Here is a 24,415-nt window from a genome sequence, read left to right as displayed (position 1 = left end):
ATTTCGTGGGGGGTTTGGGGGGGCCGTTGGCCCTTGACTGTTGGTTAAACATGGAGAGATCGGGATGGTTTTCTCGTCCAATGTGTTCCTGTTTCTGTTCTTGCCGATCTTTCTCGGCTTGTACTACTTGAGCGGGCAACGCTATCGCAATCTGCTGCTGCTGATTGCCAGCTACGTGTTCTACGCCTGGTGGCGAGTGGACTTCCTGGCGCTGTTCGCCGCCGTGACGCTGTGGAATTACTGGATCGGCCTCAAGGTCGGTGCCGCCGGCGTGCGCACCAAACCAGCGCAGCGCTGGCTGTTGCTCGGCGTGGCTGTCGACCTGTGCATCCTCGGCTACTTCAAGTACGCCAACTTCGGCGTCGACAGCATCAATGTGATGATGAAGTCGGCGGGCCTGGAGCCGTTTATCCTCACCCACGTGCTGTTGCCGATTGGCATCTCGTTCTACATCTTCGAGTCCATCAGCTACATCATCGACGTGTACCGAGGCGATACCCCGGCAACCCGCAACCTGATCGACTTCGCGGCGTTCGTGGCGATCTTCCCGCACCTGATTGCAGGTCCCGTGTTGCGCTTCCGTGACCTGGCCGACCAGTTCAACAACCGCACCCACACCCTCGACAAGTTCTCCGAGGGCTGCACGCGGTTCATGCAGGGGTTCATCAAGAAGGTCTTCATCGCCGACACCCTGGCGGTGGTGGCCGACCATTGCTTCGCCCTGCAAAACCCGACCACGGGCGACGCCTGGCTCGGCGCGCTGGCTTACACCGCGCAGCTGTACTTCGACTTCTCCGGCTACAGCGACATGGCCATCGGCCTGGGTTTGATGATGGGTTTCCGCTTCATGGAAAACTTCAAGCAGCCGTACATCAGCCAGTCGATCACCGAGTTCTGGCGGCGCTGGCACATCAGCCTGTCCACTTGGCTGCGTGACTACCTGTACATCACCCTGGGCGGCAACCGTAAAGGCACGCTGATCACCTATCGCAACCTGTTCCTGACCATGCTGCTCGGTGGCCTGTGGCATGGCGCAAACATCACCTACATCGTGTGGGGCGCGTGGCACGGTATGTGGTTGGCGATTGAAAAAGCCATCGGCCTGAATACCGCGCCACGCAGTTTCAACGTGGTTCGATGGGCCTTTACCTTCCTGCTGGTGGTGATGGGCTGGGTGATCTTCCGCGCCGAAAACCTGCACGTCGCAGGCCGTATGTACGGTGCGATGTTCAGCTTTGGCGAGTGGTCGCTGTCAGAACTCAACCGCGCCAGCCTCACTGGCCTGCAAGTGGCAACCCTGGTGGTGGCCTACGCAACACTGGCGTTCTTTGGCCTGCGCGATTTCTACAACAATCGCCCTGCCGAAAAAGCCAAACCCGCCGACCCGAGCCTGATCAAGGCAGTACCGGGCGACAACCCAGGCAGCATCCACCAGCCCGGTTTCAGCGTGGGCCAGGACGCCGCCGTGCAACCGGCCTACTGGACCGCTGACTGGCCACGCTACGCCATGCGCGCCACCGTGCTGCTGCTGTTCGTGGCCTCGATTCTGAAACTGTCGGCGCAGAGTTTCTCGCCGTTCCTTTACTTCCAATTTTGAGGGAGCCGACCATGACCCGTTCATTTCGCGTCCTCTATATCACGCTGTTCCTGCTGGTGCTGCTGGCCTTGGGCGCCTGGTCGCTGCGCAGCTTCTTCGGCTTCAGCACCAACGCCGACGCCACCGTGCTCAACGGCCGCTGGACCAAGGCCGTCGAGACCCACTACGACGATGAGTTCCCGATCAAGCGCCTGGGCACCAACCTCTGGGCGGCGCTGGACTACAAGCTGTTCAATGAAGGCCGCCCCGGCGTGGTGCTGGGCCGCGACCACTGGTTGTACAGCGACGAGGAATTCAACCCCATCGTCAACGAAGACCAGAACCTGCAAGGCAACTACGCGCTGGTCGAAGGCGTGCGCCAAAAACTCAAGGCCCAGGGCATCCAACTGGTGATGGCGATCGTGCCGGCCAAGGTGCGCTTGTACCCGGAACACCTGGGTAAAGTGAAACCGGCGAGCATCCACGCCAACCTGTACGAGGACTTCCACGCCCGTGTCGCGGCCGACAATATCATCGCCCCTGACCTGCTTGGCCCGCTGCAACAGGCCAAGCTGGGCGGCACGCAAGTGTTCCTGCGCACCGATACCCACTGGACCCCGGACGGTGCGGAAATCGCTGCCAAACAATTGGCCAAGACCATTGCCGACAAGACGCCGTTGAGCGGTGAGCCACAGCGCTTTGTCACCGAAGCCGAAAAAACCGAACCGCACAAAGGCGACCTGCGCCTGTTCCTGCCGCTGGACCCACTGTTTGAAAACCTGATGCCGCCTAAAGAGCCGCTGCAAAAACGCGTCACGCACCTGGCGGAGAACAAAGGCGACGACGCCCTGTTTGCCGACAGTGAAACGCCAGTGGCTCTGGTGGGCACCAGCTACAGCGCCAACCCCAACTGGAACTTCGTCGGCGCGCTCAAGCAAGCCTTGCACAGCGACGTCATCAACTACTCCGAAGACGGCCACGGCCCGATCCTGCCGATGCTCAGCTACCTGAAAAGCGATGACTTCAAGAACAGCCCGCCCCAAGTGCTGATCTGGGAGTTTCCGGAACGTTATCTGCCCGTCAACAACGAAATCGGTGATGCCGACCCGCAGTGGGTTGCGCAGCTTAAACAAGCCGGTTCGCGCCAACAGAACATGGCTTTGAACACTCAAAAATCCGAGACGCCCGACCGGGCGCAAAACTGAAAGAGAGGTAACTCACATGACTTTCACTACTACTCCTCGTCGTCTCGCTAAAACCCTGGCTATCGCAGCCGGCATGAGCTTCGTATCGATGTCCGCCTTCGCCGGGGGCGACGCCGCCCTCTACGGCCCGACGGCACCAAAAGGCTCCAGCTTCGTGCGGATCTACAACGCATCGAACCAGGAAGTCAGCGCTACTGTCGGCGCGACCAATTTGAGCGATGTGGCACCGCTGGCCAGCAGTGACTTCAGCTTCATGCCCGGCGGCGACTACAGCGCCAAGGTCGGCAGCCAGACCGTGCCGGTCAAACTTGCCGCTGACCACTACTACACCCTGGTTAACAGCGGCAGCGGCCAGCCACAGCTGATCGAAGAGCCGCCGTTCAAGAACAAGCAGAAATCCCTGGTGCGTGTGCAGAACCTCAGCGACAAGGCCCTGACCCTGAAAACCGCCGACGGCAAGACCGACGTGGTCAAGTCGGTGGCTGCCAAGGGCCGTGGCGAGCGCGAAATCAACCCGGTGAAAGTCAGCCTGGCGTTGTACGACGGTGACAAGAAAGTCGGCGATGTGAAGCCGGTGGCTTTGGAACGGGGTGAAGCGGCGGTGCTGTACGTGACCGGTTCCGGCTCGAGCATTTCGCCAGTGTGGGTCAAGCGCCCCGTGTCGACCCGCTGATGATTTCCCTGAGTTGACACGGCCCCTTGTGGGAGCTGGCTTGCCTGCGATGGCGGTCTTGAAGGCGCCATCGCAGGCAAGCCAGCTCCCACACTGTGCGCGTTTCGACTCAGGACCGAGACAAAAACAAGAGTGAAACGACAAACCTTCGTAGCTCTGACCCAAATCGATTCAAGGAGAAACACCCATGATCCCAGTAATCCTTTCCGGTGGTAGCGGCTCACGTCTTTGGCCGCTTTCCCGCAAACAGTTCCCCAAGCAATTCCTGGCCTTGACCGGCGAACACACACTGTTCCAGCAAACCCTGGAGCGCCTGGTGTTCGAAGGCATGGACGCCCCGATCGTGGTCTGCAACAAGGACCACCGCTTCATCGTCAACGAGCAACTGAGCACGCGTAAGCTCGAATGCCAACGCATCCTGATGGAGCCGTTCGGCCGCAACACCGCGCCGGCCGTGGCCCTGACTGCGATGATGCTGGTCAACGAAGGCCGTGACGAGCTGATGCTGGTGCTGCCCGCCGACCACGTGATCGACGACCAGAAAGCCCTCCAACGCGCCCTGGCCCTGGCCACCGTGGCGGCCGAGCGTGGCGAGATGGTGCTGTTCGGCGTGCCGGCAACCCGCCCGGAAACCGGTTACGGCTACATCAAGTCCAGCAACGATTCGCTGCTGCCCGAAGGCGTCAGCCGCGTGCAACAGTTCGTGGAAAAACCCGATGAAAAACGCGCCGTCGAGTTCGTCAAAAGCGGTGGCTACTTCTGGAACAGCGGCATGTTCCTGTTCCGCGCCAGCCGTTTTCTTGAAGAACTGAAAAAACACGACCCGGACATCTACGACACCTGCGTGCTGACCCTGGAGCGCAGCGAGCAGGATGCCGACACCGTGACCTTCGACGAATCTACCTTCGCCTGCTGCCCGGACAACTCCATCGACTACGCCGTGATGGAAAAAACCCAACGCGCCTGCGTGGTGCCGTTGAGTGCCGGCTGGAGCGACGTGGGTTGCTGGGCCTCGTTGTGGGCGGTCAATGACAAAGACGTCAATGGCAACGTCAGTAAAGGCGACGTGGTGATCCAGGACAGCCGCAACTGCATGATCCACGGCAACGGCAAGCTGGTGTCGGTGATCGGCCTGGACAATATCGTGGTGGTGGAAACCAAGGACGCGATGATGATTGCCCACAAGGACAAGGTCCAGGGCGTCAAGCAGATGGTCTCCACCCTCAACGACCAGGGCCGCAGCGAAACCCAGAACCACTGCGAAGTCTACCGCCCGTGGGGTTCCTACGACTCGGTGGACATGGGTGGGCGCTTCCAGGTCAAGCACATCTCGGTCAAGCCGGGCGCGTGCCTGTCGCTGCAGATGCACCACCACCGCGCCGAACACTGGATCGTGGTCAGCGGCACGGCCGAAGTCACCTGTGACGACAACGTGTTCCTGCTCTGCGAGAACCAGTCCACCTACATCCCGATCGCCTCGGTGCACCGCCTGCGTAACCCGGGCAAGATCCCGTTGGAGATCATCGAAGTGCAATCGGGCAGCTACCTGGGCGAAGACGATATCGAGCGCTTTGAAGATATCTACGGTCGCTCGACGCCGGTTGAACGTGGCGTTTCGGTGAAAACTATCGCGCAGTAACACGGTCGTACAAGAAGCCCTCATCCAGCCCGTTGCGTCCCCTATCCGCAGTGGGCTGGGTGGGGGCTTTTTCTTGGGTTTTGCAGTGACCGTAAGGACCTCATCGCAGGCAAGCCAGCTCCCACAGTTGGACCGGGTATGCCCTTGGAATGCAGTCGAATGTGGGAGCTGGCTTGCCTGCGATGGCGTCCGAAAGCATCCCGCCAGCATTGACCCTTGCCCCCATCCGCCTATCCTCGCGCCTGTCACGACTCATTCGTGATGAGGTTTGACGGCCTCGCGAACTCATAGGATCCCATTTTCATCAGGAGATCCACCATGTCCAAACAAACCACCCGCCCCACCCCCTTCGGCCCCAGCGACCGCAGTGAAGAACCTCTTTTTTGCGTACAACCCGGCATTCCCATCGAACATGCACTGGAACATGCCAGCTATGTTTTAGGCACCGCGCGCGTGCTCACCTTGGCAGCTCAAGACTTGTGCACCGAACACCAGAGCTACCTGAACTGGGCCAGCCTGCAATTAGCCGAAACCGGTTTGGCATTGGTTGAGGCTTCCATCGAAGGCTTGCAGGCGGATTCTTCTGCTCAGTAAGCAATTCATCGGGAGCAAGCCCCCTCCCGCCGTTGGCCGTATTTCAAAGCAGGGACGCGGTTAAATGCGGGAGGGGCCGTAGAGGCTACGCAGTGAATGGCGTTTGCCCGTGGGTAATGATTCGACTCACCGGCTCACCTTCGACGCTGTACTTCAAGGGCAGGGCGTATGTCGTCTCCACATAAAAAATATGTGGGTTATCGGTTTTCATGACCGCCAGCCCCGAGGTATTGACCTCGTAGTAATGCGTCATCTTGTCCAATTGGTTGCCATGTCGCCGGCGCCCAAAAATAGTCGTGGAGATCTCTTTGGTTGCCGCATCATCAGGCGCCAGATCCGTAAAGTAATGCCTGCCTTTCCCACGCGGTAACGGCTTGCCATCCACGTTAAGCACCGAGGACTGCAAATGCCAATCGCTGTTGATTGCGGCATGAGACTTTGCCCCGGTGTAATGGTAGAAACGGTTCTCGCCTTTGACGGGCGGATCCATCAGCGCCTTTTCACCCTGGAAAACTTCAGGCAACTTGGGTCGTTTAAAGGCCGGTTGACTGCCGGCCCCCCCCACGCCTGCGGCTGAACCAGAGCTGCCTTGCCCGGCAGGACGTTTTTGCGGCGCAGGCCTGATCCCATTCATGCGTTGCAGTGTTTCGGGCTTGACGCCTCCCAGCAGGCTGTTCAGTCGCCATTCGCCGGTGCCTGTTGGCTGGAGGAACATCACCGTTTTCTGGGTGACAGGATCAATAACCCGAACCTGGCCGCCCGCAACTTTATAGTTCCGGCTGATTTCAAATACTCGGCTGGTGGCTGTGCCATCGGTGAAACGAACATAGTGCTGATCACCGACTTGGTAAGTGCCATCCCCTTTTATATTCCGGCCCTCAAGCAGGCTATCAGGCAGTGAGTGAGCACTGTAGTCGGGCAGTTGGCGACCGGTGCCGGCGATGTCGGATACCGTGTTCGCTACCTTCCCAGAGACGCCAACATTGACAGACTGCTCCTGCAATATTTGCTTCAGCTCCCCGAAACTACTTTTCAACACTGTCTTCCCGCCCCTTGCCAGCCCCACTGCCAGGTCTCCCAGACCGTCGGTGGGGTTCAAGCCACTGGCAACTGAGCGCAAAACCGTATCGGACACCTTGAACGCCCGTGTTCCGAGCTTTTCACTCAACTTGCCCAACGCTTTGCTCGCCTGCCCCAGCCCTTTGCCGAATGGCAGGATGAAACCAAAGATATCCAGCGCAAAGTCCTTGATGGCCGCGCCGGTATTGCCCTTGACTGCGTTTTCGATGGCATTTTTAAACGGAATCAATCCGGTCACAAAATCATGCGCGGCCTTGATGCCGGCCTCTTCCTTTTCCACCTCGGTCACGCCTTTGGCGCCTGCCTTTATGGCATCGCGATCATGTAACAGGTGGTCGGCGATCACCTTGGCGATCGTGTCGAACCGAGCATTCACGGAAACCGCGGAACTGGCGTCCTGCCCTTGCCTGGGCTCAGGCAAATAAGGCGCGTTGAGCTGCTGAGTCAACAGCCCCGTCGAAACCTTGCCGGCCTGTGGCGGGGTGCCGTTTTCATAGGCCTCATAATCGACCGGAACACTGACCCCTTTAGCCTGAGTCGTGGCGTAGGTTTGAGCGTTGGCCACTCGTGGAGGGGGGTTAGGCAGATACCGGGGCAGGTCGTCGCGACGGCGGATGACGCCTTGCAGGGGGAACACTTCGTAGTACACATGGCGCAGGTTTTTAACGTCCCGGTCACTGCCGTTTTTGTCGACTTTGGTCAGCACCCGCATCAACAGTCCGTAACGCGCCTTGGCCGCTTGTGCCTGTTCCGGGCTCTCCGTCTCCTCAGCCTGCGCAACACCGGCTTTGCGTAGAGAAAAAAACTCGACCTTACCCGACGCGATGGTGTGTCTGTCTTGCGCAGACAGCTGCAATAGTTGGTGTCTGGAGGTGGTTGTCACGCCCTCCTTCAAGTTGTTGAAGTAGCTATCGAACTGGCTGTCGAATGCCTGGTTGACATCAGGAAGCGGCTTGACCCGGGTGAAACGGTTACCTAACTGAAAATCGTACCGCTGCCCTCTTGGGATACGGTCCATCTTTCCTGACATGTAGATATCCAGTAACGAGTGGTACTGGCTTTCACTGGCATCGATGTTGGCAATGCTGATATTACGCACATCAAATGAGTGATCGGCCCCATAGGCCTCTTTCAGGTTTTCAACTGCGATGTTCTCGCGGGTGGGCATGGCGGCGCTTATCTGCTCATGGGCTTTTTTCAATGAGGAGAGTTCCTCATTGAAAGCGTCGCGTAACCCGACCACGTCTTGCGACGTATAGTCTTCATCGTCCTTACCTGCCATTTCATCCTGGGCAACGCCCCACTGAATCAACGCATTGGACTGAGCCTTGGCCTCGACAACCCCCTCGGCCTCCGAGACAGGACTGTGATTGGCCAGCCTCATGAACGTTTGAAAATCGGTGTATGTCGCAATGCCCGGCGTCCAAAACTCTTGCGCCTGCACAACCGCCGACAGCTTGGCAAAGGCCGCAGACTTAACCACCAGGTTGCTGGGCATATCTTCGGCAATGAAGGCAGGGTCAGCGCCTGCAAGCAATAAGCGCGCGGCGGCCGGTGCCAGCTCGACAGGCACCTTGCCCTGGTCCACCAGATGTTTCTCCAGGCGCGAGACGACCACCGAAGGATGGACATCTCGATTGGCTGGCTGGTAAAGGTCATACCCGGCCACGACGCCACGCTTGCTGCCGGCCCGCGGATCCAGCTCCAGCACCATTGCCGCCAACGCCCAACTTGCATCTTTGCTGGTCAGTGACGCGTCACTGTTGAGGGCCATTTCCAGCGTTTGGCCCAAGTTTCTGATCTGAGCACTGCCCAGCATGCTTTCAAGCAGCTGCGCGGCGCTCATGCCTTGGAGCGAAGCCCCATGCTTCTCAAAAAAAGCAGTGAAGATGCCTTTGCCAGGCGACAGCGTGGCCATTTCGGCGGCCGCCATTTCGCTTAGCCGGGTGCGCTGACCACTGTCCAATGTGGCGGGCTGGGATAACAGCCCCCAGTAATTGCCGTGCTCAACCGGCTCAGGCAACGGCTCCTTGCACACGGCGATGAGGTTGGCCAGTTGCCCGAGATCCTTGGGGACCCGCCATTGATTTTCCCGCAGGAACCACGCCAGCGGCACATCCTCGCCCGGCGCGATTTTATAGGCGCGCCCAAAAGTAGAAACGTGATGAGCGGAAAATTTCTTCACTTCGAGCAACGCTGCAACATCCAGACTCGGATCCTCGGTGATGGCCGCCTGGATCTCTTCCAACGCCACCGTCAGGCAATAATTGGTATGAATATTCCCTGCCAATTCTTGGCGCTGACTGAGCGTCAGCGCCGAAGGCTTAGAGGTGTCGCGGGCCGGAGCGTTTTCCAGTGTGGCTCTGCGCAACCGAGGCACCCTGGGCGTTTGGGGAGCCGAAGGCGCTTGCAACGGTTCATTGCCCACCGCCGCAGGAGGTGGTTCAACCGGCAATGAAGAGGATGGCGTTATAGCCAAAAACGGTTGCTGATTGCCTGGACTGAGGGGGCGGTAAATCATCGACTCTTTCTCACATAAATGGACTTGAAGTAGGACCTGTCGAGGCGCTCTGTTCCGACAGGCTTCGGTACTTCCTGAGTGTCGATTCGTATAAAAACCGCTAAAAAAACTTGTTTGATCATGTGTTCAATGCAGCGCACAGACCCTGTCTCTGCCCGTAGATAGTCAACCCGGCCCAGCCACAGGTACGATGGTCTATCCCTTCGCGAGGTCATCATCATGTTCTTCGGCGTTCTACTGATCATCACCTGGCTGATCCTGCTGCTGCGCTACCCCGCCAAAGCCTTGCCGGTATCGCTGGCCGCCGCCGTCGGCCTGGGTTTTGTCGCCATCTGGGTGGTGTGGCTGGACAGCCGCGAAGCCTCGCAATTGGCACGCCTGGAACTGCGCATCAGCTACGCGCCGCAGGAATGCCCGGCCGACCGACCGTTGAAACTGGTGCTGATCAACGGCAACGACGTGCCGCTCACTGAATTGCGCTGGCGCCTCGCAGCGTATGCACCGGGGGACACGGTGAACCTGGCCGATAACGTTTATGCTGCGCCGCGCTACCGCGGCCCCGGCGAATTACAGGCCGGCGCCACCTGGGACGACTGTTTACCCACGCCGCCGCTGCGCCCCGGCTACCGCCCGCAAACCCTGGAATTTCGCGCCGAGCACCTGCAAGGCAGTTTCTCGGACTGACAAAGGATTGATCCATGCCCAACGTACTCATCACCGGTTGTTCCAGTGGCATTGGCCGCGCCCTGGCTGACGCCTTCAAATCCGCCGGCTTCGACGTGTGGGCCAGCGCCCGCCGCGAAGCGGACGTCGCCGCCCTCGCTGCTGCCGGCTTCAATGCCGTGCTACTGGACGTCAACGACAGCGCGGCCTTGCAGCGCCTGGCCGAACAGCTCGGCGAACTGGACGTGTTGATCAACAATGCCGGCTACGGCGCCATGGGGCCGCTGCTCGACGGCGGCACCAAAGCCATGCAGCGCCAGTTCGAGACCAATGTGTTTTCCATCGTCGGCGTCACCCAGGCGCTGTTTCCCGCGCTGCGGCGCAGTAAAGGTTTGGTGGTGAATATCGGCAGCGTTTCGGGTGTGCTGGTCACGCCGTTTGCCGGTGCGTACTGCGCCTCGAAAGCGGCGGTGCATGCCTTGAGCGATGCATTGCGTATGGAACTGGCGCCGTTTGGCGTGCGCGTGCTGGAAGTACAGCCGGGAGCAATCAATACAAGCTTCGCGAAAAACGCCGGCGCCCAGGCTGAGCTGCTGATCAACGAACAATCGCCCTGGTGGCCGTTGCGTGAAGGTATTCGTGCGCGCTCCCAGGCCTCACAGGGCAACCCGACTTCGGCCGAGCAGTTTGCAGCTCAAGTGCTTAAGGCTGTGCAACACCCAACACCGCCACGGATGTTACGTGCGGGCAATGGCAGCCGAGCGTTGCCGTTGATGGCGGCGCTGTTGCCAAAAGGGTTGCTGGAGAAAGTCCTGAAGAAGCGGTTCGGACTCTCTGGCTCACTCTAGCCCTTCATAAAATCAATAAACGCCCGCACCTTCAGCGGCAAATGCCGTGTATCCGGGTACATGGCGTAAATCCCTTGCGGCGCGAAGCGATGGTCCGCCAGCAAGCGCACCAACCGCCCCGCGTCCAGATCACCCTGCACCAGCCATTGCGGCAGCACCGCCACACCATGCCCACGCACGGCAAAAGCCTGGAGCACAGACGCACTGTCGGCCACCAGTGCCGCAGGGCCGGAACGGTATTGATGCTCGCCGCCGGCCGGGTCGGTCAGGCTCAGTTCCGTCAAACGGCCATGGCCTAACTTGGGCACGCGCTCCAACGCATCCAGGGTTTGCACCAGGGCAAACTCAGGCGCGGCGACAGCAAACACCTCAAAGGTCGACAGCTGCACCGCCCGGTGATTGGAGTCGAGCAGTCGCCCCAACCGAATCGCCACGTCAAAGCGTTCGGAGATCAAATCGGCATGGGTGGAGGATGTGGATAAGTGAATGTTCAAGTCCGGGTGCAGGCGCCGAAAAGCCTCCACCGCAGGAGCAACGACTGCCAACGCGTATTCCACCGTGGTGGTGATGCGTAAGGTGCCTTTGAGCTGGGCATGTTCAGAACGGGCTTCTTCCACCGCCAGCCGGGCTTCTTCCAGCATGCGCGTGCAACGCAGGTAAAAGCGCTCACCGGCATCTGTCAGCGCCAACTGGCGGGTGCTGCGAGTTAACAGGGTCACGCCCAGTTCTGCCTCAAGGCGCTTGAGGTTGAAGCTGACCACGGCGCGGGTCTGGCCCAGCCGATCGGCGGCGGCGGTGAGCGAGCCGGCCTCGACCACGGCCTTGAAGGTGTCGAATCGGTCCAGGCTGACCATTGGCCGCGCCCTCCTTTGTCAAAATATTTTTGACAAACTAACAGTCAAATCACCGTATCCCAAACGCTGCTTGCGACCTACCCTGCCCGCTTCACTCGCAGGATCGCGTTTATGACCTACCGCTCGAAAGTCGCCTGGATCTTTTTACTCGGCTTTGCCCTGGACCTGGTGAACATGTTTGTCGCCACCGTTGCCTACCCGGACATCGCCCGCGAACTGCACGCCTCGGTCACGCAATTGGCGTGGATCAGCAACGCCTACGTACTCGGGCTGACCGTGATCATTCCGTTGAGTGTGTGGCTGGCGGCGATCATGGGCGAACGAACGCTGATCGCGGCGAGCCTGCTGTTGTTCGCGGGCGCCTCGGTGATGGTTGGCCAGGCGGGTTCCATCGAAACGCTGATTGGCTGGCGGGCGCTGCAAGGTTTGGGCGGTGGTTTGCTGATCCCCGTGGGCCAGGCCATGGCTTACCGGCACTATCCAGCGGCAGAACGCAGCCAATTGACAGCCAGCGTGATGTCGGTGGCGCTGCTGGTACCGGCATTGTCGCCGGCTTTGGGCGGGCTGATCGTCGACAGTGTGTCATGGCGCTGGATCTTCTACGCCAACCTGCCGCTGGCGTTGCTCACGTTGCTGCTGGCACTGCTGTGGATAAAACCTGATGCACCTGTAACGGTGCGCCCGGCCCTGGATGTGGGCAGTATTTTCAAACAGATCCGCAGCCCGATGCTGCGCGTGGCGATGTTGGTCTATCTGTTCATCCCCGGCATATTTATCGGCACCAGCCTGATCGCTATTCTCTACCTGCGCGGCCTGGGCTACGACGCGACACACACCGGCGCGCTGATGTTGCCGTGGGCGCTGGCGTCGGCACTGGCGATTTTCCTGAGCAAAAAACGCTTCAACCGCTACGGCCCAAAACCCTTGCTGCTGGCGGGCATGGCCCTGCAATGCATCGGCATCCTGCTGCTGACAAAACCCGAACCGGCCGTAATTATTCTGGCCTACGCGTTGATGGGCCTGGGCGGCAGCCTGTGCAGCAGCACGGCGCAGACCTTGGCGTTTCTCGACATACCCGCCGAGCGCATGGGCCACGCCAGTGCGCTGTGGAACATCAATCGACAAGTCAGCTTCTGCCTCGGCGCTGCCGCCCTCAGTGCGTTGTTGTCGGCCTTGGATTCCTTCGTCATAACCTTCACGATAGCCGCAGCCCTGACACTGCTGCCCCTTTTTGCCGTGTTGCGCCTGGATACATCCAGAGTCCGCACGCTGCTTCACCCTGCCAGCGAGCCTAGCCATGATTGATTACAACGATTTTTTTGAAGAAGTGATCCAGACCCACGTCGAGATCGAGCAATGGTTTGCCGGGGTTGCGCCTGAAGGCACCCTGGAAACCTTGCTTGCGCGCTTTTCACCCGATTTCAGCATGGTCGCACCCGCCACCGGCACGAGAGTGAATACAGCCGGGGTTAAAGCGTTGTTCACGCGCCTGGGCGGTATGCGCCCGGGGTTGAAGATCACCTTGAGCGAAATGGCCGGGATCGACCGGCACGCGCGCGGCGCCACGGTGACTTACCGCGAACACCAGATTGATGACAGCGGCACCCAGACTGACCGCCGCGCCACCGTGGTGTTTGAGAAGCAGGCAAGTGGCGCGCTGTTGTGGCGCCATCTGCATGAAACCTTCATCAAGGCATAACACAGCCAAAACTGTGGGAGCTGGCTTGCCTGCGATGGCGGTGGGTCAGCTGAAAACAGGTCAACTGACAGCCCGCTATCGCAGGCAAGCCAGCTTCCACAGTTTAATGTTGCGTTGGGTTGACGATGACGGTGCAGGTGATCCCCGCCGCCAGCAGCACGCCTTCGGGCACTTCATCGATATGAATCCGCACCGGCACCCGCTGGGCCAGGCGCACCCAGTTGAAGGTCGGGTTCACATCGGCGATCAGCTCACGGCTCTCGGGGTTGTCGCGGTCGTAGATACCCCGCGAGATGCTTTCCACGTGGCCCTTGAGCGTCTCGCCGCTCATCAGTTGCATATCGGCTTTGTCGCCCACCTTCACATGGGGCAGCTTGGTCTCTTCGAAGAAGCCGTAGACCCAGAACGAGTTCATATCGACCACGGCCATCTTGGCCTCGCCAATACGCGCATAGTCGCCACGGTGCACATTGAGGTTGGTGACATAACCGTCCACTGCCGCCACCACCTGCGTACGTTTCAAGTTAAGTTCAGCGGCTTCCAGTTGCGCCAACGCATGCTGGTAATCGGCCAACGCCGAGTCGGCGATGTTGCTGGCGTCGTCGCGGTTTTCCCTGGAGATCACCAGCGCGTCGAGGTCGGCACGGCGGTGGGCGTTGAGCTTGCGCATCTCCCAGGTGGCTTTGCGCGAAGCCACCAGCGACTGCGCCTGTTTGACGGCAATGCGGTAGTGCTCGGGGTCGATCTGCATCAGCAGGTCGCCCTTCTTCACCAACTGGTTGTCACGCACCGGTACATCCACCACTTCGCCCGTAACGTCGGCCGCCACATTGATGATGTCGGCGCGCACGCGGCCATCGCGGGTCCACGGCGTTTGCATGTAGTGCACCCACAACGTGCGGCCAATCCAGATCGCCAATGCCAATACCAGCAAGGTCGCGAGCAGGCTGAAAAACTTTTTCATCGGGGCATTCTCAACGGTAGACGGTCAGCGCGAGCGCGCCGAACAAGCAAACGAACAGGCTCAGGCGCAGCAGCGCCGGGTGCCAGAAAAAACGGTAGAGGTCGAACCCGGCCAGGAAGCGGTCCAACGCCCAGGCCAACCCTGCGGCGATAAAAAACAACAGGGTCATGGTCGGCATGTACAGGCCATGGAATGCGATTTCACGGGGCATGCGGGGCTCCTTTGAGAGCAGCCAATGGCGATTGCGGGTCTAGCAGCGAGGTGCGGATAAAGTGCAGGTAGCTTTTCACCCGGCGCAGCGCCGAGGTATCAAAATGCGGGGCGAAGGGTTCGTCGGTGGCCTGCACACGGCTGATCGCATGGTCGACAGCCACCAGTCCACGCTCCAGATTGTTCGCGCTCGGTTGCAAAAACAGCCGCACCAGCGAGCGCCCCATCACGCGGATCGCCTGGCGCCACGGCTGGGATTGGGCATACGCCGGGTGCACCGGCAAAATCGCCTGTTCCTTGCGCAGTTCGATGATCGCATGGCCGACTTCCAGCACCACGAACATCCAGCGCAGCAAATCACGCTGCACCTGCGGCTGGCCAACGGCGAGGCCGTAGGCCTGGTGCAGCAGGTCGCGGGTGCGGCTTTCAAAACTCGACGCCAGGCCCTTGAGCTTGCCGCTGATCGCATACACAACCTGCTCGCGCAGGTCCTGCTCCAAACGGCGCCACAACCAACGGCTGTTGGGCGGCAGAATGATCGCCCCCGCCGCCGCGCACACCAGCATGCCGATGATCATGGCGATGTAGTCGTTGATAAAGGTGTAGGGGTTGTAGACCGTGAGGTTGTCCGGCACCGAGCCGGTGCTGAAAAAGATCAACAGGCCCACGCCTACCCCGGCGTATTGCGGGCGTGAGGCCAGGAACGAGCCGAAGATGATCACCGGCGCGAGCATCACGCACAGCAGCGGGAAGCCGTCGATCCAGGGGAACACGAAGAACATTTCAACAAAGCCAACCAGTGCGCCGATCAAGGTGCCGCAGGCCATTTGAAAGGCCATGCGCTTGGGGTTGGGCGTGGCGGCGGACAGGCCGACGGTGGCGGCGGCAATCAGCGTCATGGTTGCGCCGCTGGGCCAGGCGGTGGCCACCCAGTAGCTGCCGAGCACAATGAGGATGAACGACGCACGAATACCCGAAGCCGCGCAGGCCAGCCAGTTGGTCTTGGGGATAAAGGTCTCGTTCCACTGCTCGCGCTCATGGCTGTGGTCGGCCAGGGAAGCGTGGGTCAGCGCGTAGTTGTGCAAGTCATCGACAAAGCGATAAAGCAGCTCGTAGGCGGTATGAAAATCCAGCTGTTCAGCTTCGCTTGGGTTGGCTTCCTGAAAGCTTGCACGCAGGGCACGCACCGTGGCGGGAAGCTCGTCTTTGTAGGCGCTGAGTTGGTTGACCAGCCGTGCGGCGTCGGGGCTGGTGAGCGCCCGACCGGAGAAGCCGTCGAGCACTTCGGCAAGGCCTTGCAGGCCGGGCTTGATCGCAGCCACCACATGATCAGCCGCGTGCGCACGTAACCGTTCGAGCAACTGGTGCAGGGCGTTGAAGCGCGTGGTGATGCTCATGAATTCGCTGTTGAGGCGGCTGAGCCGACCATTGCGCCGACGCATGTGCGGGTCTTCAAACACGGTGACGCTGCGCAGCCCTTCCAGGCCCACGGCTTCGGCGATAAAACGCACGTTGCTGGCCTCGAAACCTTCGCGCTGGCTGCGCCCACGCAGGCCGTCGGTGACGAACAGCGCGAACACGCCAAAGCGCTGGTACAAGGCGTTGCGCATCGCCGCGCTGGAGGTTTGCGGCAGGATCGCGGCGCTGACCACGGTGGAGCATAAAATCCCCAGGGAAATTTCCAGCACGCGCCATACCGCCGCCATAAACGCGCCGTCCGGGTTTGCCAGCGCCGGCAAACCAACCATCGCCGCCGTATAGCCGGCCAGTACAAAGCCGTAGGCGCGAAAGTTGCGATTACGCGTGGCGCCAGCGGTGCAGATGCCCACCCAGATCGCCAACGCGCCCAGGAACAATTCGGTGTTCTGCGCAAACAAGGCAATCAACAAGACCATCACCGCCGAGCCCGCCAAGGTGCCGAGGAAGCGATAGAAACTCTTGGCAAACACCTGGCCGCTCTGCGGTTGCATCACGATAAATACGGTGATCATCGCCGTGCGCGGTTGCGGCAACTCCAGGCGCATGGCCAGCCACAACGTCAGGAACGCAGCGATCAGCACCTTGAAGATATACACCCAGGTCACGCCGTCGCTGCGGGCCCAGTCGAAAAAACCACGGCGCCACTCAAGGGAGTGCAACCAGCGCAGCGGTGCAGGCAAGGGAGTCATTACAGTCTACTCAGTGATCAAACACGGCGAGCGCCGCCGGGGTTTTGCTCGGCAGTGTCTTGGCGTCCGGTGGTACGTCGTTACCGGCGCCGAGCCCGCCACCCAGGGCCGTGACCAGTTCGGCATGGGCACTCAGGCGCGCGGCCTGCACCTGTTGTTCGATCTGTTGCTGGCGAAACAACAAGGTCTGAGCGTTGAGCACATTGAGGTAATCGGTGAGGCCGCGCTGGTAGGCGATCATGGCGATGTCGTAGGTTTTCTGCGCCGAGGCCACCGACTGCGCGGCAAAGGTGGCTTGCTTGTCCATGGATTCGCGGCGGATCAACTGGTCGCTGATGCCCTTGAGCGCATTGACCAGCGTCTGGTTGTACTTGGCCACGGCGATGTCATAACCGGCGCTGGCTTCGCCCAACTGCCCACGCAAACGACCGCCGTCGAAGATCGGCAGGCTGATCGCCGGGCCGACGGTGTAGTTGAATTTCTGCCCGCTGAGAAACCCCAGCATCGTGCCGCCGGTGGCCATATAGCCGAGGCTGCCGACCAGATCGACGTTGGGGTAGAAACCGGCGTGCGCCACATCGATGCCGCGCGCCTGGGCGGCGACCTGCCAGCGGCTGGCGACCACGTCCGGGCGTTGGCCGAGCAATTGCGCGGGCAGGCTTGAGGGCAGCTTCAGCGGCGCGGCCAAGGACAAACTCGGGCGTTGCAGTTGCGCGCCTGCGCCTGGGCCTTTACCGGCCAATGCCGCGAGCTGGTTGCGGCTCAGGGCGATTTCTTCGTCGAGTGCGTCGAGCTGGCGATGGGTTTCGGGCAAGGGCGTTTCGGCCTGGCTCACATCGAAATGCGTGCCGATGCCGGCATTCAGGCGCTTATTGGCCAGGTCGAGGATCTGCTGTTGCTGGGCCAGGGTGGCGGCGACGATATCGCGGTTGGCGAAGTGCAACGACAGCTGGATATAGGCGCGCACCACATTGTTCTGCAATTCGAGCTGGGCCTGACGCGCTTCGGCAGCGCTCATATGCGCCAGGTCGACGGCGCGTTCGCTGGCATTGCTTTCGCGGCCCCACAGGTCGAGGGCGTAGCTCAAGCCCAGGGACGCGGTGTTGTCCCAGGTATTGGCACCGCTCAATTCGCCCGGCCCGTAGAACTGATCTTTCGGCCAGTTGTGGCGTTTGAGCGTGGTGTCACTGTTGATCTGCAACGACTCAGCCGACTCGGCGATCCCGGCCAGGGCCCGCGCTTCCCGCACCCGCGCGGCGGCCATGGCCATGTTCGGGCTGTTTTGCGTGGCGAGGTCGACCCAGCGGTTGAGTTGCATGTCGCCATAGGCTTGCCACCATTGTGTGGTGGGCCAGTGGGCGTCCTGCGCGGCGCTCTGGATGGCGGCGTCGGTGGCCAGGGTATTGGCGTTGAAGGCTTGGCCTTGGGGGGCGATTCCTCCGGTTCCGATGCAGCCGCTGATTGCTAACGATAAGGCCAAAACACTGAGAGCCTTCAGCTCTCTGCTGATGCGACGCGGCACGGCGAACGAATTCCTGAGGTGGTGAGGCGGGGAAGGTGGCGCAATTCTAGGGGGCGCCATGGGGAACGATAAGCTGGCATTCCTGTGAATCTTTGTTACCGTTCAGGCGATAATCCGTTGGTAGGGATCACTGGACGGCGTAACTTTCTGTCACAATTTGCTATCTCCCTTGAGAACACTCCATGGACACTTTGCAAAATATGCGCGCCTTCAGTTGCGTGGCCGAGGCCGGCAGCTTCACCGCCGCCGCCGTGCAACTGGACACCACCACCGCCAACGTCTCGCGCGCGGTCTCCAACCTTGAGGCCCATCTGCAAACCCGCTTGCTCAACCGCACCACTCGCCGCATCGCGCTGACCGAGGCCGGCAAGCGCTATTTGCTGCGTTGTGAGCAGATCCTGGCTTATGTCGAGGAAGCCGAGGCCGAAGCCAGCGACGCCCACGCACGCCCCGCCGGGCAGCTGAAAGTGCATACCATGACCGGCATCGGCCAGCATTTCGTGATTGACGCAATTGCCCGTTACCGTCGCACCCACCCCGACGTGACCTTCGACCTGACCCTGGCCAACCGCGTGCCGGACCTGCTCGACGAGGGTTACGATGTGTCCATCGTGCTGGCCAGCGAGCTGCCGGATTCGGGTTTTGTGTCCCAGCGCCTGGGCATCACCTACAGCATCGCGTGTGCCTCGCCGGATTACGTCAAGGCCAAAGGTTGCGCACAGCGGCCCCAGGATTTGCTCAACCACGCCTGCCTGCGCCTGGTCAGCCCGGTGATCCAGCTGGACAAATGGACCTTCAACGGCCCCGAAGGCCAGGAAAGCGTGGCGATCAACACTTCGCCGTTCCTGGTCAACTCGGCTGATGCGATGAAAACCGCGATCACCAGCGGCATGGGCGTCGGCCTGCTGCCGGTGTATGCGGCTATTGAAGGTTTGCGTAACGGCACGCTGGTGCGGGTGATGCCCAACTACCGCTCGCAGGAGCTGAACCTGTATGCCATCTACCCCTCGCGCCAGTACCTGGATGCGAAGATCAAGACCTGGGTGGAATACCTGAGAGGGTCGTTGCCGGAGATTCTGGCGGCGCATCAGGCGGAGTTGGTGGCGTATGAGTTGAGTGGCAGCCTGGGCGGCACACGCCTGGCGAACTGATTTTGGAATACGGCCCCACAAACACCATCCATTTACTGTGGGAGCTGGCTTGCCTGCGATAGCATCGCCTCGGTACTGCTGATACACCGAGGCGCCAGCATCGCAGGCAAGCCAGCTCCCACATTTTGAGCGGAGTTCTGCAATGAAAAAGACTGTCCTCGCCTTCAGCCGTGTCACCCCGCAAATGATCGAACGCCTGCAGCAGGACTTCGAGGTGATCGCGCCGAACCCCAAGCTGGGTGACATCAATGCTCAATTCAATGAAGCCCTGCCCCACGCCCATGGCCTGATTGGCGTAGGCCGCAAGCTGGGGCGTGCGCAGCTGGAAGGCGCGAGCAAGCTGGAAGTGGTGTCCAGCGTGTCGGTGGGTTACGACAACTACGACGTGCCGTACTTCAACGAGCGCGGGATCATGCTCACCAACACCCCGGACGTACTCACCGAAAGCACCGCCGACCTGGCCTTCGCCCTGCTGATGAGCAGCGCGCGCCGCGTGGCCGAACTGGATGCCTGGACCAAGGCCGGCCAGTGGAAAGCCAGCGTTGGCGCGCCGCTGTTTGGCTGCGATGTACACGGCAAGACCCTCGGCATAGTGGGCATGGGCAATATCGGCGCAGCCGTGGCCCGGCGTGGGCGCCTGGGCTTCAATATGCCGATTCTGTACAGCGGCAACAGCCGCAAGACCCAGCTGGAGCAGGAGCTGGGCGCGCAGTTGCGCAGCCTGGACCAGTTGCTGGCCGAGGCGGATTTTGTCTGCCTGGTGGTGCCGTTGAGCGACAAGACCCGCCACTTGATCAGCACCCGCGAATTGGGGCTGATGAAGTCCAGTGCGATCCTGATCAATATTTCCCGTGGGCCGGTGGTGGATGAACCGGCGCTGATTGAGGCGCTGCAAACCCAGAAAATCCGTGGCGCCGGGCTGGATGTGTATGAGCAAGAGCCGCTGGCCGAATCGCCGCTGTTCCAACTGAGCAATGCGGTGACCCTGCCGCATATCGGCTCGGCTACGCATGAAACTCGTGAAGCCATGGCCAATCGCGCCCTGGACAACCTGCGCAGCGCCTTGCTGGGGCAACGTCCGCAGGATCTGGTGAACCCGCAGGTCTGGAAGGGCTGACGCCGATCTCATATGGGATGGGTTTTGTGTGGGAGCTGGCTTGCCTGCGATGGCATCACCTCAGTGCAACTGGTAGACCGAGGTGCCTGCATCGCAGGCAAGCCAGCTCCCACACAAGCCCAGCCCGACACAAAATCCGGTTAAAGCCTGGCTCCCCCGAGTCGATAACCTTCCATAGATCGTCATCCCTGATCCACAGAAGGTTTTTATGTCCACCACCAAAGCCCGCGCAGATTCACTCTCGCTTCTGCTCTTTACCTTGCGCAGCGGCAAGCTGATGGCCATCAACCTGCTCAAAGTCAGTGAAATCATCCCCTGCCCACCGCTGACCAAGCTGCCGGAGTCGCACCCGCACGTCAAAGGCATCGCCACCCTGCGCGGTGCCTCGCTGTCGGTGATCGACCTGAGCCGCGCCCTCGGTGAGATGCCGCTGCAAGACCCGAACGGCGGCTGCCTGATCGTCACCGATGTCAGCCGTTCCAAGCAGGGCCTGCATGTGCAGGCGGTGAGCAAGATTGTGCATTGCCTGACCACCGACATCCGCCCGCCGCCCTATGGCTCCGGCGGCAATCGCTCGTTTATCACCGGCGTGACTCAGGTCGAAGGCGGCCTGGTGCAGGTGCTGGATATCGAAAAGGTCATCCACGGCATTGCCCCGGCCCCCGTTGAAGCGGCGCCGACCGACTTGACCATGGAAGAAGCCGAAGTGCTCGGCAATGCGCGAATCCTGGTGGTGGACGACAGCCAGGTGGCTCTGCAGCAATCGGTACACACCCTGCGCAACCTCGGCCTGACGTGCCACACCGCGCGCAGTGCCAAGGAAGCCATTGATGTGCTGCTGGAGCTGCAAGGCACGGTCGAGCAGATCAACGTGGTGGTGTCGGACATCGAGATGTCCGAAATGGACGGTTACGCCCTCACCCGCACCCTGCGCGAAACCCCGGACTTCCAGGAGCTTTACGTGCTGCTGCACACCTCCCTGGACAGCGCGATGAACAGCGAGAAGGCCCGCCTGGCCGGTGCCGACGCGGTGCTCACCAAGTTCTCGTCGCCCGAGCTGACCAAATGCCTGGTGGTTGCCGCGCAAACTGTGGCGCAAAAAGGCCTGTAAGCGGTGGCGGAGTATTTCCAACTGCTGCGCCGCGACCTTACTACCAGCCTGCCAGCACCGCAGTGGCCGGCCAATACCCGGCTGGATCATTACCGCGATGAGCTGGCCCCGGCCATCCATGCCGTATTGCGCATGACCCAGGAACAGGGCGGCGGCCGTGTCCCCAGCCTGGCAGAATGGCGCCGGCAGTTCGTCACCGACGCCGAGTTCGACCCCACGCTATGCCTGGTGGCCAGTAACGCAGACGGCATTCTTGGCGTGGCCCAGTGCTGGACCAGCGCGTTTATCAAGAACCTCTCGGTCCATCCGTGCGCCCAAGGCCAGGGGCTGGGGCGTGCCTTGTTGCTGCATACCTTCCACGTGTTCAAGCAACGCGGCGAGCCCTGTGTGGACCTGAAGGTGCTGGAAACCAACCAACGCGCCCGACAGTTGTATGAAAGTGCCGGCATGGTGTTTGTGCTGCGCGACCAGGTACCCGAGGACTGACCGGCACTGGCGCATAACTTGCTTCCACTGAGCCTGAACAGTGAATAGAGGCAAAAACCCGTCACCGTTCAAGAGTGCCCTCTGACCTTGCCTGGTGACAGATCCTCCATGAATACTCACTTTTCCTGCGTGGGTTGCGGCAAATGCTGCAGCGACCATCACGTTCCCCTGACCCTCGAAGAAGCCCGCAGTTGGGCGGCTGACGGCGGTAACGTCATCGTGCTGGTGGAGGGCTTTCTTGGCACCGGCCTGGGCTTGCCGGTGCAACAACGCGAGCATGCCGAACGCCGTTCAGTGGTAGTGCCGAGCGGCAATACCGAGGCGTTTGTGGCAATCACCTTTGCCGCCTACAACGCCGGGCGTTGCCGCAATCTTGACGAAGACAACCGTTGTGGCATCTATGAGCGTCGCCCACTGGTGTGTCGCATCTACCCGATGGAAATCAACCCGCATATCCCATTGAACCCCGCCGCCAAGGATTGCCCGCCAGAATCCTGGGAACAGGGGCCGGCGCTGATCGTCGGCGGTGAGTTGATGGATGCAGAACTGGCTGAGCTGATCCGCCGCTCACGCCAGGCCGACCGTGACGATGTGCAGACCAAGGAGGCCGTGTGCGCCTTGCTGGGTATTCGTACCACGGCGCTCAAGGGCGATGGGTTTACCGCGTATTTGCCGGATATGGCTGCCTTTGCGCAGGCGATTGAGTTGGCGATTGAGCAACCATCGGTGGCTAATGAGTGGGTGTTTCACGTCTCCGGCATGGACATCGCCGAACAGGTGCTGGATGCGGGGGCGCAGATTGCCACTGAGGTGCCGGCCAACTATGCGTTTATCTCGTTGAGGGCGGCTTAGGCTCGATGCGGCCAGTGTGGATGTGGGAGCTGGCTTGCCTGCGATGCGGGCAACTCGGCACACCAGGTACACCGAAGTGATGCCATCGCAGGCAAGCCAGCTCCCACAGTTGAACGGGTAGGCCCGCCTGTTGGCCATGGCTTGCAAAACACGGGGCCTGCTCACGTGCCGCAATTAATTGGCCATCATTGAGTGGAGGGCGGCTCATCCAAGTGATAAGGCGCCAGAATCCGCTGGTATTCACCGTTGTGCATCAGTTGCTCAAGCGCGTGATTGAGGTCGTTGCGCAAAGTGGAGTCAAACTTGCGCACAGCAATGGCAATGCCATTGCCTAAGAGTTCACCGGACAAGGGCGGCCCCATGAAGTCGAAATCCTGGCCAACCGGGGTGTCGAGCAGTGCACTGCGAATTTCCACAGTGCCTTGCAGCGTCGCATCAATCTTGCCGGCTACCAGACTGCGGGCCAGTTCGTCATTGAGCCAGAAACTTTTGATGATGACGCCCGCCGGTGCCCACTGCGACCGCGCAAAGGCTTCGCGATTGCTGCCCAGCAGCACACCGACACGCTTACCCTTGAGCGAGCGTGTGTCGGGTAACAGGCCGGACGCCTTACGGGCCACCAAACGCGTGGTAAAAGGGTAGAGATTATCGGTGAACCCCACCCACCGCCGTCGCCCCGAGGTGGCGGCAATGCCCATGATCGCATCGAACTGCCGGGCTTCGAGGGCCGGGAAGTCTTCGACAAACACCTGGTCGACCCAGGTGCAGCGCACATTCAACTGTGTACACAAGGCGTTGCCCAAGTCGATGTTCAAGCCCACCAATTGACCTTGCGGGCTACGACTCTGAAAGGGCGGAAACTGCGCGGCAACAGCGAAGCGGATTTCGCGCCGGGGTTGATCATCGTCGGCCACGGCGTCGATCGACAGCAAAAGGGCAAGTGCTGCACACAGGGGTATCAGAGCCACGGGAAACATCCTTTTCCAGAAAGACCAGCCTTGGCCACCCGCCCGATCTGAACGGTCGGGATGGAATCAAGGCTGTGCAAGCTTTCTAGAAACGGTCGCGGGTCTTCAATCGGAAATATCAGCAGGTGTTGTAGTCCGCACCTGATAAAACGCTGGTCGTTCTATTCTCAGCGTTTACCCATCGAGCGGCGAGTGCCCGGCGGCGCCATGCCTGGCGACTTGGTGTGGCCGTTCTTGGCGCCATTCTTGTACCAAGGCTGGGCGGCGTTTTTGGCCCCAGCCAGTTCACCCGGCTTGAACGGAAACTTGAACGCCGGGATCTCGGCTTTTTCAACGCTTTGAGCGTCGGCCGGATCGACGAGGTCGGCCGCGTCAACAGGGGGTTGTGTCGGGGAAGTCATGGAAGCTCCGGGGCGTGCAGAAAATGAGGCGGTGGCCGGCTTGCGGGCCACGCTGGCGCGCAGTATACCTGCGCGCCTTGGATCTTTAACCACCGCCGGTACGAATGGTCGGA

Annotated in this window: 22 protein-coding genes; 14 read left to right on the top strand and 8 right to left on the bottom strand. The window is 60.7% G+C overall.

Annotated features, from left to right (window positions below; genetic code table 11):
• Positions 1 to 64: 64 nt before the first annotated feature.
• The 5 genes from HBO23_RS01660 (at position 65) to HBO23_RS01640 (ending at position 5,687) form a co-directional block, all read left to right on the top strand.
• On the top strand, positions 65 to 1,597 hold the full coding sequence (locus HBO23_RS01660; RefSeq protein ID WP_170036295.1) for an MBOAT family protein: 1,533 nt from the start codon (positions 65 to 67) through the stop codon (positions 1,595 to 1,597).
• Positions 1,598 to 1,608: 11 nt separating this feature from the next.
• The gene (locus HBO23_RS01655) at positions 1,609 to 2,781 is read left to right on the top strand and encodes an alginate O-acetyltransferase (protein WP_017135221.1); all 1,173 of its coding nucleotides are present in this window, start codon (positions 1,609 to 1,611) and stop codon (positions 2,779 to 2,781) included.
• 16 nt (positions 2,782 to 2,797) lie between these two features.
• Complete coding sequence (locus HBO23_RS01650; protein WP_056858954.1) at positions 2,798 to 3,454, top strand: alginate O-acetyltransferase AlgF; 657 nt, start codon at positions 2,798 to 2,800, stop codon at positions 3,452 to 3,454.
• A 187-nt stretch (positions 3,455 to 3,641) separates the two neighbouring features.
• Positions 3,642 to 5,093: a mannose-1-phosphate guanylyltransferase/mannose-6-phosphate isomerase gene (locus tag HBO23_RS01645; protein WP_017138155.1), complete on the top strand. Its 1,452-nt coding sequence runs from the start codon at positions 3,642 to 3,644 to the stop codon at positions 5,091 to 5,093.
• A 318-nt stretch (positions 5,094 to 5,411) separates the two neighbouring features.
• Complete coding sequence (locus HBO23_RS01640; RefSeq protein ID WP_017138156.1) at positions 5,412 to 5,687, top strand: DUF3077 domain-containing protein; 276 nt, start codon at positions 5,412 to 5,414, stop codon at positions 5,685 to 5,687.
• 85 nt (positions 5,688 to 5,772) lie between these two features.
• Here HBO23_RS01640 and HBO23_RS01635 read toward each other — a convergent pair whose 3' ends face one another.
• Entirely contained in the window at positions 5,773 to 9,288 is a 3,516-nt protein-coding gene (locus HBO23_RS01635; protein ID WP_225933029.1) for a hypothetical protein, read from the bottom strand.
• 219 nt (positions 9,289 to 9,507) lie between these two features.
• Between HBO23_RS01635 and HBO23_RS01630 the strand changes: the two genes are divergently transcribed.
• Entirely contained in the window at positions 9,508 to 9,972 is a 465-nt protein-coding gene (locus HBO23_RS01630; protein ID WP_069786112.1) for a multidrug transporter, read from the top strand.
• Positions 9,973 to 9,986: 14 nt separating this feature from the next.
• The gene (locus tag HBO23_RS01625; RefSeq protein WP_099548418.1) at positions 9,987 to 10,799 is read left to right on the top strand and encodes an SDR family oxidoreductase; all 813 of its coding nucleotides are present in this window, start codon (positions 9,987 to 9,989) and stop codon (positions 10,797 to 10,799) included.
• Here the strand turns inward: HBO23_RS01625 and HBO23_RS01620 are convergent.
• The gene (locus HBO23_RS01620; protein WP_099548417.1) at positions 10,796 to 11,653 is read right to left on the bottom strand and encodes a LysR family transcriptional regulator; all 858 of its coding nucleotides are present in this window, start codon (positions 11,651 to 11,653) and stop codon (positions 10,796 to 10,798) included. The two genes, HBO23_RS01625 and HBO23_RS01620, sit on opposite strands and share 4 nt — an antisense overlap.
• Positions 11,654 to 11,764: 111 nt before the next feature.
• Between HBO23_RS01620 and HBO23_RS01615 the strand changes: the two genes are divergently transcribed.
• On the top strand, positions 11,765 to 12,958 hold the full coding sequence (locus HBO23_RS01615; RefSeq protein WP_017138161.1) for an MFS transporter: 1,194 nt from the start codon (positions 11,765 to 11,767) through the stop codon (positions 12,956 to 12,958).
• Entirely contained in the window at positions 12,951 to 13,352 is a 402-nt protein-coding gene (locus tag HBO23_RS01610; protein ID WP_017138162.1) for a nuclear transport factor 2 family protein, read from the top strand. The genes HBO23_RS01615 and HBO23_RS01610 overlap by 8 nt, the downstream gene beginning before the upstream one ends.
• A gap of 103 nt (positions 13,353 to 13,455) precedes the next feature.
• Here the strand turns inward: HBO23_RS01610 and HBO23_RS01605 are convergent, their stop codons facing one another.
• From HBO23_RS01605 to HBO23_RS01590, 4 genes are read right to left on the bottom strand one after another with little or no spacing between them, the layout of a single operon-like run.
• Positions 13,456 to 14,316, bottom strand: coding sequence for an HlyD family secretion protein (locus HBO23_RS01605; protein ID WP_170036293.1), 861 nt, complete (start codon positions 14,314 to 14,316; stop codon positions 13,456 to 13,458).
• A 10-nt stretch (positions 14,317 to 14,326) separates the two neighbouring features.
• Positions 14,327 to 14,527: a DUF1656 domain-containing protein gene (locus HBO23_RS01600; RefSeq protein ID WP_017138164.1), complete on the bottom strand. Its 201-nt coding sequence runs from the start codon at positions 14,525 to 14,527 to the stop codon at positions 14,327 to 14,329.
• The gene (locus tag HBO23_RS01595; protein ID WP_169986930.1) at positions 14,517 to 16,694 is read right to left on the bottom strand and encodes an FUSC family protein; all 2,178 of its coding nucleotides are present in this window, start codon (positions 16,692 to 16,694) and stop codon (positions 14,517 to 14,519) included. Before HBO23_RS01595 ends, HBO23_RS01600 begins: the two co-directional genes overlap by 11 nt.
• 10 nt (positions 16,695 to 16,704) lie before the next feature.
• The gene (locus HBO23_RS01590) at positions 16,705 to 18,216 is read right to left on the bottom strand and encodes an efflux transporter outer membrane subunit (protein WP_169986928.1); all 1,512 of its coding nucleotides are present in this window, start codon (positions 18,214 to 18,216) and stop codon (positions 16,705 to 16,707) included.
• Positions 18,217 to 18,398: 182 nt separating this feature from the next.
• Here HBO23_RS01590 and HBO23_RS01585 point away from each other — a divergent pair, with 182 nt between their 5' ends.
• From HBO23_RS01585 to HBO23_RS01565, 5 genes are all read left to right on the top strand, one after another.
• Positions 18,399 to 19,367, top strand: a complete 969-nt coding sequence (locus HBO23_RS01585) for a LysR family transcriptional regulator (protein ID WP_017138167.1) — start codon at positions 18,399 to 18,401, stop codon at positions 19,365 to 19,367.
• A 142-nt stretch (positions 19,368 to 19,509) separates the two neighbouring features.
• Positions 19,510 to 20,484: a D-glycerate dehydrogenase gene (locus HBO23_RS01580; protein WP_017138168.1), complete on the top strand. Its 975-nt coding sequence runs from the start codon at positions 19,510 to 19,512 to the stop codon at positions 20,482 to 20,484.
• Positions 20,485 to 20,692: 208 nt separating this feature from the next.
• Positions 20,693 to 21,595: a chemotaxis protein gene (locus HBO23_RS01575; RefSeq protein WP_017138169.1), complete on the top strand. Its 903-nt coding sequence runs from the start codon at positions 20,693 to 20,695 to the stop codon at positions 21,593 to 21,595.
• Between the two features lie 3 nt (positions 21,596 to 21,598).
• Positions 21,599 to 22,081, top strand: a complete 483-nt coding sequence (locus HBO23_RS01570; RefSeq protein ID WP_017138170.1) for a GNAT family N-acetyltransferase — start codon at positions 21,599 to 21,601, stop codon at positions 22,079 to 22,081.
• Positions 22,082 to 22,189: 108 nt separating this feature from the next.
• Complete coding sequence (locus HBO23_RS01565; RefSeq protein ID WP_017138171.1) at positions 22,190 to 22,933, top strand: YkgJ family cysteine cluster protein; 744 nt, start codon at positions 22,190 to 22,192, stop codon at positions 22,931 to 22,933.
• 185 nt (positions 22,934 to 23,118) lie between these two features.
• Here HBO23_RS01565 and HBO23_RS01560 read toward each other — a convergent pair whose 3' ends face one another.
• Complete coding sequence (locus tag HBO23_RS01560; RefSeq protein ID WP_026013782.1) at positions 23,119 to 23,901, bottom strand: transporter substrate-binding domain-containing protein; 783 nt, start codon at positions 23,899 to 23,901, stop codon at positions 23,119 to 23,121.
• 167 nt (positions 23,902 to 24,068) lie between these two features.
• Positions 24,069 to 24,302, bottom strand: coding sequence for a hypothetical protein (locus tag HBO23_RS01555; protein ID WP_017138173.1), 234 nt, complete (start codon positions 24,300 to 24,302; stop codon positions 24,069 to 24,071).
• Positions 24,303 to 24,415 lie beyond the last annotated feature (113 nt).

The sequence above is a fragment of the Pseudomonas sp. WS 5532 genome (assembly GCF_012985445.1).
Taxonomy (GTDB): domain Bacteria; phylum Pseudomonadota; class Gammaproteobacteria; order Pseudomonadales; family Pseudomonadaceae; genus Aquipseudomonas; species Aquipseudomonas edaphica.
The sequence above is the reverse complement of the archived record's forward strand: the minus strand, read 5'-3'. Positions and strand labels throughout refer to the sequence as shown.